This window comes from Citricoccus zhacaiensis, assembly GCF_014645315.1.
Lineage (GTDB): Bacteria > Actinomycetota > Actinomycetes > Actinomycetales > Micrococcaceae > Citricoccus > Citricoccus zhacaiensis.
In genome coordinates, this window is the sequence record NZ_BMLQ01000012.1 from 89,524 (window position 1) to 101,444 (window position 11,921).

Consider the following 11,921-nt stretch of genomic DNA (forward strand, 5'->3'; position numbering starts at 1 on the left):
GACGGTTTCTCCTTCAATTGGTCTGTGTTTCAAGTCCGGCGCGGGTGTAGGCCATGGTCTTCATGACGCCGCGCTGGACCACCGTGTTGTCCTGGTTCACGAGTTCCATCTGCCGGGCGACCACGCCGCGGTCCGGCTTCGAAGTGGTCTTGGCGCTCTGGATGGTGGTGCGCAGCCGGACTGTGTCCCCGATGAAGATGGGGGCAAGGAACACCCATTCGTCCACACCGAGTGCGGCGATGGCTGTCCCGTCGAATTCGCCCATACGGGCGCTGAGGCCGGTGACGATCGACATGCCCAAAGTGCCGTGGGCAATGCGTTGGCCCAGCGGTGATCGGCCGGCGTACTCGGCATCTGTGTGCATGGGGTTGGTATCGCCGGAGACCCAGGAGTACGTCACCACGTCGGTTTCTGTGACGGTACGGGCGGGGCTCTCCCTAACCTCACCGACGATGAAATCCTCTACGCATTTGCCCACTGGACTACTCCTTCTGCCTCTACATCCGCTGACGCGGCATCGGTCTGGTTCTGTCGGGTGTGCTCCTGCTCCGCCGTCAGCACCATGAGCGCATCGACGGCGACCGGGCCCCGGTCTCGGGTGATCCGGACGGGGTTCAGTTCGACCTCGGTGGCCACGCCATCGAGGTCTCGGGCCAACCGGGAGAAGGCAACGATGGCGTCGGCGATGGCGTCGATGTCATAGGCGTCCTCACCGCGGGCCCCATTCAGGACACCGGCCAGGGTCATCTCAGCCACGGCCGCGCGGGCCGTGGCCCGATCCATCGGAGTGAGATAGACCTTGACGTCCCGGAGAATCTCGACCCAGACGCCGCCGCTGCCGAGCAGGATGAGGGGCCCGAAGACCGGATCGAAGCGGGCACCCAACAGGATCTCCGGCCCCTCGCCCGCCATCGTCTGAAGGCTGTAGCCCTCGATGCGGGCGTTCGGGGCCTCTGACACCAGCCGAGCAGCCATGGTGGAGATGGCTTCACGGACCTCCTCCGCGCTGTTGAGCCCCACCCTCACGCCGCCGACCTCTGACTTGTGCAGGATGTCTGGGGAGACCACCTTGAGCACCAAGGGAAAGCCCATGGCCTCCGCTGCAGCGGCAGCATCGTCAGGTCCATGGACCGCGCGCTCCCCTGGTACGCGGATGCCATAGCTGGCCACAATTTTCTTGGCGGCAGACTCCGTCAGGGCCGTGGTCCCCGCAGGCAGGGCGGCCAGCAGGCCAGCTGCCGGCGACTCACGACCGCGGTCAGCTGCGGACTCGGCCAGCGGAGACCAGTCGGTGCGCGCGTGCCAGTCCATCCACTGCCTGATGGTCCACATGCACCGGGCCGGGGAACGGAAGATCGCGACGGACGCGTCGCCGTCGAGATCCTGGCTGCCGGGTCCCTCGAGCCACTCGTTCATCCAGACCGCTGCCAAAGGCGTAGTGGACTCGGCCGCCACCTCGGCCAGGTACCGGGCACGCACGCCGGTGGTTGCCTCGTGCACGAATGTCAGTGGCACCACCACGGCGCCAAAGGCCGGGTCGTCGCAGAATGCCGTGAGGCTCGTCTTGAACGTCTCGACGTTCTTCAACACCTCTGCTGTCAGGTCTGCTGGGTTGGCCAGGGACCCGAAGCCAGGGACCACATCGTTCAGCACGCTCGTGGTCGCGTCAGCCAAGGGGGGCAGAAGCAGCCCGTTCTCCTCGGCCTTGTCGGCACAGATCACACCGGCTCCGCCCGAGGTGGCCATGATGCCGACGCCCTCGCCGGTGGGGCCCTCTGAGTTCCGGTCGAAGAAGGCGGCGACTTCCATGAGTGCCTCGAAGTCCTCGACGAGGATCGCCCCCGCACGCTTGAAGGCGGCACGGTAGGCGTCTGCCGAGCCGGCAAGGGTACCGGTGTGGGACAGGGCGGCCCTGCTGCTGGCCTCGCCGTTGGCGGCCTTGTAGACGATCACCGGCTTGCCGGCGCGGCCGGCCTTGCGGATGGCTTCGATGAACCGCCCGCCGTCAGAGATGCCCTCCAGCAGGCACACGATGGTGGATGTGTCCGGATCCTCTGCCAGATAGGACACGTAGTCGGCGACGTCAATGTCGACGGAATTGCCGCAGGCGAGGAACTTACTGAAGGACAGGCCGCGGTGCAGTCCCTGCAATAGCGCGTAGCCGAGCGCGCCACTCTGGGAGACCAGGGAGATCCGACCGGCGTCTCCTTGGATCATCTCTCCGCAATCGGTCATGAAGTTCATCCCGGCGCCGCTGTTGGCGTTGACAAGGCCCACACAATTGGGCCCGGCGAGCCGGAGTCCGGCCCGCTGCGTGGTGTCCAGGAGTCGCTGCTGCGCTGCCTCGCCGTCTGCGCCGCCCGCCTCGCGGTACCCGGACGCATAGAGTATGGCCCCGCCGATGCCGAGCTCGGCGGCTTCCTTGATCACTGACTCCGCGAGCTTCTGTCCGACCCCGACGATCACACAGTCCGGCGTCTCGGGCAGATCGCTCAGGCTCGGGAACGTCTGGTATCCGAGGATGTCGCTGTACTTGGGATTGATTCCATAGACGGTGCCGCCGAAGTGAGCGAGGTTCTCGAGGGTGCGTCGGCCGAAGCTGCCCTCGGTCGAGGATGCGCCGACGACCGCGATGGTCTGGGGCTCGATAAGCCTGCGCAGGTCTTCACGCCCATACAAGGGACGGTGGTGAGTCATGTCACTCCTGGGTTTCAAAGGTTGATCCATTGCCAGTGTGACTGTAGTCTCAAAGTCCGTCAAGAGGTGTTCCAAACGTCTCGATTCGCATCCGCCAGGAGGAGCACGACATGGGCAGAGTGGCAGTCATCGGTTATGCGGCAACCCCCGTGGGCCGACTCCAACCCCAAGGGCCGGAGAGCGGCTCCCTGGAACATGAGGTCCTGGCTGACGTGGTGCTCCGGGCGGTCGAGATGGCCCAGGTGGACAAGTCGGACATCGGCGGGCTGAGCTTCGCCCAGCCCCGTCCTTACACGCAGCAGAAGTACTTCGCGACCTTCATGGCGAGCTATCTGCAGCTGCCTTGCGACGGGTTCGTGGCCGAGGTCCTCGGCAATGGGATGACCGGTGGCTTCGCCTTCGAGCATGCGGCCGACAACATCCGCACGGGCCGTGCCAAAGTGGCTTTGGCGCTGGGCGTGAACTATGAGACCGCCATCCCCTCAGGCGAGCACATGATGAGCTCCATGCGGGCCGTGGGTGACGTGGATTTTCAGGCACCCTTCGGCATTACGCCTATCGCCTGGTATGCCATGGACATGATGCGCTACCTCCACGACTTCGGGGCAACCCGCGAGGACGTCGCCACGGTGGCCGTGAAGAACCGCCACCACGCCACGCTGAATCCTCTGGCCCAGTACCGCAAGCCCACCACCCTGGAAGAGGTCCTGGACCAGCCCACCATCGTGCACCCCTTGGGGCTCTTCGAGGTACCCCCGCGCAGCGACGGGGCGGTGTGCCTAGTGCTGGCCGACGAGGAGGTCGCCCGCGCCAGTGGGCGGCCCTATGTGGTGGTGCGCGGCACCGGCTTCCATCACGAGGGCGCCCACCAGATCACGGCGACACCCAACGACATGATCGCCTTGAACGCAGCCCAGAAGGCCGGTGGGCAGGCCTTCGATGAGGCCGGGCTTCGACCGTCCGACATTGACTTCGCCGAGCTGTACGCACCCTGCACCATCGTCGAAGTCCTCGTCAGTGAGGCCCTCGGCTTCGCGCCCCGTGGAGCCGGCGCACGGTTCGCCGCGGAGGGCCGCACCTCCCTGGGCGGGGACATCCCCCTCTCGACCTCCGGCGGGCTGACCTCCCGTGGTCACCCCGCCTATGTCACCCCGCTCTACAACCTGCTGGAGACCTGCGAGCAATTGATGCATCAAGCAGGAGAACGACAGGTCAAGGACGCCTCCGTCGGACTTGCGACAGCCGAACTCGGCAACTACAACGCCGCCTTGGTACACATCCTCGAAAGGGTCTCCGCATGATTGACACCGTCGAACTCGACCGCCCGCACCCGTACCCGCCCCGGAAGACGCCCTTCACCACCCGTTTCTGGGAGGCTCTGGCCCAGGGACGGTTCATCACCACCCGATTCGGCTCCGACGGCGTCCCCACGTTCCCGCCCAGGGAGTTCGACCCGGCCACCTGGAACCGCGATGTCGACTGGGTGGAGCTCTCCGGGCAAGGAACGCTGTACTCCGTCACCTCCGTGCATGCCGCTCCCGAAGCTTTCAAGGCCTTCACGCCCTATCAGGTCGCCATCGTGGACCTCGAGGACGGACCCCGGCTGGCCACGGCATTCCTCGGGCCCGTGGACACTCCGCTGGACAGCCCGGTGGAAATCGTCGCGTTACGATACACGGACGACATGGCCTTCGCAGCCCGCCCTGTGGCGACCTGAGCCCATGTCCATCACGACGCCGGCTGGCCAGACAGACCAGCCCAAAGGGAGGCAATACGTGGATCGCCCAGCTCAGCCCTTTGCGAGCGTCCGCCCTCGTCGCGCCGTCGACGCCATCATCGAGCAGATCCGCGACCGCATCCAGTCCAACGAGCTCAAGCCAGGCCAGAAGCTTCCCAGCGAGCGCGACCTGGCCGAGCAACTCAGCGTCAGCCGGAACACCGTCCGGGAGGCGATCCGGATGCTCGAGGTCTCTGGGCTCGTCACGCTGAAGAAGGGCGCCACCGGCGGAGCCTTCCTCACCAACTCAAACTCGGCCGCCTTGTCCCAGAACCTGATTGACGGCATCGCCCTTCGCCAGTACAACGTCAAAGAGCTCATCGACGTCCGCATGGTCTTGGAGCAGTACATCGCCGCACAGGCTTGCGAGAATGCCAGCGACGAACAAATTGAAGAACTCGCCGCGCTTGCGCAGGCCTCCCGCCAAGCCGAGGATGACGTTCCGGAGTACGAGCAACGCTTGGACTTACACATTGAGTTTCACCGGAAGCTCTCTGAGATGTCCCACAATGGCGTGGCGGAGACTCTGACGGGGCCTCTGCTGGAGATCACGCGGCACTTCCACCTCGAGACCGGTCCCACCGGCGGCCCCGAGACGCACGAGACTCGTCAAGAGTTGGTGCAGGCACTACGGGAACGTAATCCCGAAGCCGCCAAGTTGGCACTCGCCAAGCACTTCGCAGCGCTGCAGAGTCGATTGCTGGTATCTCACCCGGACTGATTACTGCCCGACGCGCACCGGACGATCGGCCTTGAGCAGTGGCTATTACTGCGCCACGTAGCCTCCATCAATGGACCACACGGCACCCGTGGCGAAGCTCGCGGCGTCGGAGGCCAGGAAGCAGATGACCTCGGCGACCTCCTCGGGCGTGCCGAGACGACCGATGGGCTGGCGGACGGTCATCTGCGAGCGGACGGACTCGTCCAGTTTGGCGGTCAGCGGGGTCTCCACGTAACCCGGGGCCACCGCGTTCACGCGGATCCCGGTCGGCGCGTAGCTGAGTCCGGCGGAGCGGACGAGGTTGGCCACCCCAGCCTTGGCCGCCGAGTACGGCGCGGAGTTGGCCTGGCCGACGAGTCCGAGGATCGAGGAAACCGCGACGACGGCCCCGGAACCCTGGGCGTCCATGTGCCGCAACGCGTGCTTCAGCGACAGAGCCACCCCGGTCAGGTCGATGTCCAACACGGTGCGCCAGTGATCCACGTCCAGCTCGTGCAGGGGCCCCTTACGCTCGGCGATGCCGGCGTTGGCCACCAGGACATCCACGCTCCTGGAGCCGCCGCCGGCACCAGGAGAGTCACCGAACTCTGCCGCGGCATCCATCAGCGCCGCCACGGACTCCTCGTCGATCACATCGCAACGCACGGACAACGCCCGACCGCCCGCAGCCTCAATCTCAGCCACCACGTCAGCGGCCCGCGGGTCCACGTCACCGATCACCACGGCGGCCCCACGGGCGGCGAGCATCCGCGCGGTCGCCGCACCAATCCCGCCGGCTGCACCGGTCACGACCGCCGTGCGCCCCGCGAACGGCGAGGGATCCACACCCAGCCGGGGGCCGGCGTCGGACATCTGACCCATCTCAGCACCACGCCCCACGCCGGCCCCCACAGGATCAGTCGAACTCACGCACCGACCTCCATGGCCCGCTCCAGGGCATCAGCAGAACCGGACTCGGCGGCCAGCTCAGCAATATCGCGGCCCATCCGGTAACCGAACACCAGCGCCGGGCCGATGTGCGAGCCGTAGCCCGGGTACCCGCCACCGAACACGGACACGGCAGCGGCACCCACGGAGTACAGCCCCGGGATCCGCTGGCCGTCCTCGCGCACCACCGCGTGCCGCGAATCCACGTCGATCCCCGCGAAGGAACCGAGGTCCCCCATCCGCACCTTCGCGGCGTAGTACGGTGCCTGGTCCAGGGTGGCCAGGTTCGGGTTCGGCTTGTGGTCCATGTCCCCGCGGAAGTGGTTGTACGCGGTGGACCCGCGGCCGAACTCGGTGTCCTCCCCGGCCACGGCATCCCGGTTGAACCGGTCGATCGTGGACTGCAGCCCGGCGGCGTCCACACCGATCTTCTCAGCGAGCTCGGCCACGGTCTCACCCTTGACCAGGTAGTCCGCGGCGTAGAACAGCTGACGCGGGATCGGGGTGGGCTTGGCGAAGCCGATCCCGTACTTGCGCATCAGCTTCTCATCGCCCACGATCCACGCGTACACCGACTCCTCGTCCTTCATGTGGTCCAGCATCTGCCGGCCGAAGTCGTGGTAGCTCAGCGCCTCGTTGCCGAAGCGCTTCCCGTGCTTGTCCACCGTGATCATGCCGGGCAGCCCGATCTGGCGCAGGTGCGGGAAGAGCCGCTGGGTGCGGGTGACCAGGTTCTTGAACACCGTCACCGGGGCCCAGGAGCCCGGGGAGGACACGGCCGCGTTGATCCTCCCACCCACGGCCATCGCCATCCGCGCCGAAGAACCGTCGTGGCCCTGGGTCGGGGTGAAGTGCTCCCCGCCGTTCTTGTCATGCGGGAAGTACTGGCGGCGCAGCTCCTCGTCTCCGGAGAAGCCGCCACCGGCCAGGACCACGCCGAGGCGTGCCTGCACGGTGCCGGCATGCGTGCCGGACAACATGGCACCGGTGACGGCGCCGCCGTCGTTCACCACCAACTCCTCCACCGGAGTGGAGGTCCATACCCGCACCCCGGCCTCCAGCGCGGAGGCGACCATGCGGGTCATCAGGGCGGAGCCGTTGGTGCGCTTGAGCGGCTGCTGGAACAGAGCGGTATCCACCCAGGTGCGCAGCAGCTTGGAGGCGGTGTAGGTGAAGGCTTTCACGGACTGGTTGGCCTTGAGGATGGTGGCCATGTCCGGACCCACCTGCGGCATGTACCCGAACACGGTGTAGGAACTCAGGTACGGCTGCAGCTCCTTGCGGCGGGCGCCCAGCATGCGGATGTCCGCGTCGGACGGCAGGATCGCGCGCCCTCCCAGGCGAGCCCCGGGAAGGTCCATCTGATAGTCCGGGGCCTTCTCCGGGTAGGAGAACACCACGGAGGTGTTGTCCTCGAAGAAATCGATCGCCTCGGGGACGGTGTCCAGGAAACCGGCCACGCCCTCCTCGTTGTAGTAGTCCCCGGACAGCGCCTTCAGATAGGTCTCCGCTTCGGCCCGGGTGTCCCCCGTGGCGGCGGAGCCCTTCGGGTTGCCCGGCACCCAGGACCAGCCCGCGGACAAGGCCGTGGTGCCGCCGAAGTGCGGGGACTTCTCCGCCACGATCACGTTCAGCCCGTCATGGGCGGCCCGCAGCGCGGTGGCCATGCCGGCGGCGCCGGAGCCGACCACCAGGACGTCGCACTTGTGGAGGGGGTTCTTCTCGGTCATGTGTTCTCCAGAGTTCGGGGTAGACATCGTGTTCAGGCTCGGGTCCGGCCGGTGCCCCTGAGGTAGGGCTCGCCGAGCTCCGCGATGGGAGTGTGCGCGGTCTCCCGCGAGCTGAAGCACGCCGCGGCGGCGATGAGGGCCACCACGCAGCCGAAGATCGCCACGGGGACCCAGCCGAACGCGCCGGCGCCAAGCAGCATGCCGCCGATCATCGGGCCGAAGCCGGCCAGGACCAGGCCCAGCTGGTTGCCCATGGCCATACCGGTGTAGCGGACCGGGGCGGCGAACAGCTCCCCGAAGAAGGAGGTCCACACGCCGTTGAAGCCGGAGTACAGCACCGTCATGAACAGGAACGAGGCGGCGAAGACCAGCCAGATGTTGCCGGTGCCCAGGGCCAGGAAGTACAGGAAGATGGCCACGGAGCAGCCGATCATGGCGGTCAGCATCAGCGGCTTGCGGCCGATCCGGTCCGAGAGCTTGCCGGCGAAGGGCATGATGGCCATGGACAGGCCGATGGCCACCGCGTTGACGGTCAGGATGTCCGTGCGCTCGAAGCCGCCCTGGTCCACGGCGTAGGACAGGCCGAACACGGTGAAGATCGTCTGCATCACGGAGAACGCGGACATCAGCATCACGCGCAGCACGTCCCCGCCCTGGTACTTCAGCACCTCGCCGGCAGGCAGCTTCTTGACCTCGCCGGCCTCGGCCACCTCCTCCTCGAAGACGGGGGTCTCGTCCAGCTTGGTCCGCACCCAGAAGGCGATGGCCAGCACGAACACTGAGAGCAGGAACGGGATCCGCCAGCCCCAGCTCAGCAGGGCTTCCTCCGGCAGGGCCGCGATGGGGATGAACACGACCGTGGAGAGGACCATGCCCGCGGCGTAGCCCATCATCACGAAGGAGGTGAAGAAGCCGCGGCGGCCCTCCGGGGAGTGCTCGATCGTCAGCGAGGAGGCCCCCGCGGACTCGGCGCCGGCGGAGAAGCCCTGCGCCAGGCGGGCGACCACCAGCAGCACGGTGGCCCAGATGCCGATCGACTCGAAGGTCGGCAGCAGGCCGATGGCCAGCGAGGCCAGGCCCATGATCATCAGGGTCACCAGCAGCACGTTCTTACGCCCCAGCCGGTCCCCGAAGTGGCCCATCACCAGGCCGCCGAGCGGACGGGCGATATACGCAACGCCGAACGTGGCGAAGGAGGCGATGGCCGCGATGGCCGGGTCACCGCCCGGGAAGAACAGCTGCGGGAACACCAGGGCGGCGGCGGTGCCGTAGATGAAGAAGTCGTAGTACTCCATGGTGGAGCCCAGGAAGGAGGCCAGGGCCGCCTTCTTCGGCGTGCCCTGGTGCTCCATCACGACGTCGGCCCGGTCGCCTGCGCCGGTCCGCGCGGCGTGCGCTCCGGTTCCGGTGGGTGAGGGTGTGGCGGTGGTGCTCATGAGTGGTCCTCGGGGGTGTGGGAAGTGATGGGGAAAGTGGTGTGGGTGTCGGTGGTGCTGACGGGGAGGTCGGCGGATAAGGCAGCGGGGAGGTCGAGGTCCACGTAAGCCAGGTCCAGCACGTTCGGCAGGGAGAAGGGCTTGATGGCCTCGTGGGCAGGATGGGTGTTGTAGACGGCGAGGGCGTCGCGGTCCTCGAAGTCGGCGATGATGACGTGGTCCCAGGACTTCACCGTCCTCAGGACGTCGGGTCCATGCTGGAATGCCAGCAGTCCGGGGATCTCGCCGTGGAGTCGGTTCAGTCCTTCGATCCACTGGGCGCGGATGTCCTCGGTGAAGGAGTCCTTCCAGCGGAACATCACGATGTGCCGGATCATGCGGACACCTCCTCGAGATCCCGGGAACCAGACCGGGCAGCGCCCGGTGCGCGGCCGTCGTCGTGCCCGGTGTTCTCGGTGCCCACGTAGTCCGCCGGCTGGCCCGCCAGGCGGCGGCCGGCCAGGTAGGCCATGGTCATGAGCGGGCCGAGGGTGGCGCCGGCGCCGGGGTAGCCGGCGGCGTAGGGGCTCTCGGTGGTGTTGCCGGCGGCGAACAGGCCGGCGATCGGTGCGCCGTCCACGTCGAGCACCTGCCCGTTGCCGTCCGTGGCCACGCCGCCGCAGGTGCCGAAGGCGCCGTTGACCACCTCGAGCGCGTAGTACGGGCCGTACTGCAGCGGGCCGAGGGAGGGGTTGGGCCACTGGTTCTCGGCATCGCCCCAGTAGCGGTCGTACTCGGAGGCGCCGCGGCCGAAGTCCGGGTCCTCGCCCACCACGGCGTGCTCGTTGAACCGGGTGACCGTCTGTTCGAGCGCCTCGGCGGGGACGCCGATCTTCGCCGCCAGCTCTTCCAGGGTGGGCGCTTCGACGAGGTAGTCCGGGGTGGGCTGGCCGGCCCGGTGGTCCAGGAGGCCGTATCGCTCCAGGTAGGACTGGTCGAAGACCACGTGCGCCGGGGTGTTCAGCGTCTGGTTGTTGGCCGAGTCCCAGGACTGCAGCACGCGCGCCAGGTCGTTGTAGTTCTGCGCCTCGTTGGCGAAGCGCTCGCCGTGGCGGTTGACCATGATGGAGCCCGGGCCCTGGCGCTCGAAGCGCAGCAGGTTCCCGACCGGCTCGCCGTCCCGCAGCGTGCCCACCAGGGACATGGGCGCCCACCAGGCCTCACGGGTGCCGCGGGTCATGGCGCCGATCCGCTGGGCCATCTTCAGGGCGTCGCCCGTGTTCGAGGGCGGGGAGCACATCGTGTACAGGCGGGTGGCGAGCATCGAGTCGGCCAGGGCCTGGTCCCATTCGAAGCCGCCCGCGGCCAGCATCACGCCGGCGTTGGCCTGGACCTCGGTCCCGTCCGCCAGCACGACGCCGGCCACGCGGCTCGCGGAGGTGCCCGCGCCGCCGCCGTGGGTCCCGGTGGTCAGCAACCGCTCCACGCGGGCCTCGATGGCGAACTGCACCCCGTGGTCCAGGCAGGCCTTGAGCAGCATGGCGACCAGGGCGTGGCCCTTGGCCGCGAAGCCCTGCGCCTGGCGCTCATTGAGCTCGTCCCAGGGGAAGGTGGTGAAGGCGCCCCAGTCCTCGTACTCCTGCATGGTGTACGGGTGGCGGCCGTCGCTGCGCAGGTACTCGGCCAGATCGCCGAGGGCCTCGCGGTAGTTGAACAGCTCCGGCTCCACCGTGCGGCCACCGGTGACGGCGCCGGGCAGGTCCTGCCGGTAGTCCGGGAAGTTGTCCAGAAAGATGAACCGCACGCCGAGCTCGTCCTCGGCGAAGCGGAGCATGGTGTCCCCGTGGTCCAGGGCGGCGTCCAGCAGCTCGGCGCGGCCGCGGCCCCGGGCCACCGCCTCCACGTACTCACGGCCGGCGGCCTTGGAGTCGGCGATCCCGGCCTCGCGGGCGTAGTGGTTGTCCACCACCCAGAGCATGCCGCCCGAGACGGCGGAGGTGCCGCCGAGCAGCTCGGACTTCTCCAGCACGAGAACGGACTGGCCGGCGCGGGCAGCCGTGGCGGCGGCGGTCAGCGCGGCGGCACCGGAGCCGACGACCACGACGTCGTAGGCCGCGAGGCTGTTGGTACCGCCGTCTGCGGAAGCCGGCCGGCCGGCGTCGGGCGTGGGGTCTGCGGTGAGGAGACGCATGGGTGATCCTTCGGTCAGGGGCCCGCGGCTCCGGCTCACGGATCAATGTGTCGCCGGTCACTGCGGAAGGTCTGGGAAGGATCGTGGCACCGGTCACACCCGGGGCGAGAGGGGGTGTTCCATTGATTCGAACGCGCCCGTCCGTTCATCGGGACAGCCATCGGGACAGCCCTGCGTTTTCAGTCGACTTGGCATGGGTGTTGGGCCAGAACACCCACTGTGAGTCTTGGTGGTGGCTGGTCTGGGACTGGCTGGCAGGATGGCTACCGGCCGTTCCGTCCCATGGATGTGGCTCAAAAACCCACTGACCTTCGGGTGTCTTTTTCGGGACTTGTCCATTCATCGGGGTGGTCGGCCGGTACCCGTCCGGCCCACCTCGGTAGCTTGATCAGAAGATTGTCCACCCTGCGGGTGTGACTCATCACAGTGCTGTTCCGATGTGATCGCAACCCGGACTGGTACC

The 11,921-nt window shown here is 67.5% G+C and carries 10 protein-coding genes; 3 read left to right on the forward strand and 7 right to left on the reverse strand.

Translation table 11 applies throughout. The features are described from left to right. Positions 1–13 precede the first annotated feature (13 nt). Positions 14–478, reverse strand: coding sequence for a MaoC/PaaZ C-terminal domain-containing protein (locus IEX49_RS15925; protein ID WP_188807150.1), 465 nt, complete (start codon positions 476–478; stop codon positions 14–16). Beyond that, on the reverse strand, positions 463–2,697 hold the full coding sequence (locus IEX49_RS15930; RefSeq protein WP_188807152.1) for an acetate--CoA ligase family protein: 2,235 nt from the start codon (positions 2,695–2,697) through the stop codon (positions 463–465). Before IEX49_RS15930 ends, IEX49_RS15925 begins: the two co-directional genes overlap by 16 nt. A gap of 110 nt (positions 2,698–2,807) precedes the next feature. Between IEX49_RS15930 and IEX49_RS15935 the strand changes: the two genes are divergently transcribed. Genes IEX49_RS15935 through IEX49_RS15945 form a run of 3 tightly spaced genes read left to right on the forward strand, consistent with a single transcriptional unit; the run spans position 2,808 to position 5,195 of the window. Beyond that, entirely contained in the window at positions 2,808–3,998 is a 1,191-nt protein-coding gene (locus IEX49_RS15935; protein WP_188807154.1) for a thiolase family protein, read from the forward strand. Then, the gene (locus IEX49_RS15940; protein ID WP_188807156.1) at positions 3,995–4,414 is read left to right on the forward strand and encodes a Zn-ribbon domain-containing OB-fold protein; all 420 of its coding nucleotides are present in this window, start codon (positions 3,995–3,997) and stop codon (positions 4,412–4,414) included. Before IEX49_RS15935 ends, IEX49_RS15940 begins: the two co-directional genes overlap by 4 nt. Before the next feature lie 4 nt (positions 4,415–4,418). Continuing rightward, complete coding sequence (locus IEX49_RS15945; RefSeq protein ID WP_188807159.1) at positions 4,419–5,195, forward strand: FadR/GntR family transcriptional regulator; 777 nt, start codon at positions 4,419–4,421, stop codon at positions 5,193–5,195. Positions 5,196–5,240: 45 nt separating this feature from the next. Here IEX49_RS15945 and chcB2 read toward each other — a convergent pair whose 3' ends face one another. The 5 genes from chcB2 to chcC1 are packed head-to-tail and all read right to left on the reverse strand — an operon-like array spanning position 5,241 to position 11,458. Next, entirely contained in the window at positions 5,241–6,104 is an 864-nt protein-coding gene (gene chcB2 / locus IEX49_RS15950; RefSeq protein WP_229672815.1) for a cis-4-hydroxycyclohexanecarboxylate dehydrogenase, read from the reverse strand. After that, positions 6,101–7,852 (reverse strand): 4-oxocyclohex-2-ene-1-carboxylate 5-dehydrogenase, encoded by a 1,752-nt coding sequence (chcC2, locus tag IEX49_RS15955; protein WP_188807160.1) that lies wholly within the window; start codon positions 7,850–7,852, stop codon positions 6,101–6,103. The genes chcB2 and chcC2 overlap by 4 nt, the downstream gene beginning before the upstream one ends. Before the next feature lie 32 nt (positions 7,853–7,884). Further along, complete coding sequence (locus IEX49_RS15960) at positions 7,885–9,288, reverse strand: MFS transporter (protein ID WP_229672817.1); 1,404 nt, start codon at positions 9,286–9,288, stop codon at positions 7,885–7,887. Next, positions 9,285–9,665, reverse strand: coding sequence for a Dabb family protein (locus IEX49_RS15965; RefSeq protein ID WP_188807162.1), 381 nt, complete (start codon positions 9,663–9,665; stop codon positions 9,285–9,287). The genes IEX49_RS15960 and IEX49_RS15965 overlap by 4 nt, the downstream gene beginning before the upstream one ends. Further along, positions 9,662–11,458 (reverse strand): 4-oxocyclohexanecarboxylate 2-dehydrogenase, encoded by a 1,797-nt coding sequence (gene chcC1, locus IEX49_RS15970; RefSeq protein ID WP_188807164.1) that lies wholly within the window; start codon positions 11,456–11,458, stop codon positions 9,662–9,664. The genes IEX49_RS15965 and chcC1 overlap by 4 nt, the downstream gene beginning before the upstream one ends. Between the last annotated feature and the right edge of the window lie 463 nt (positions 11,459–11,921).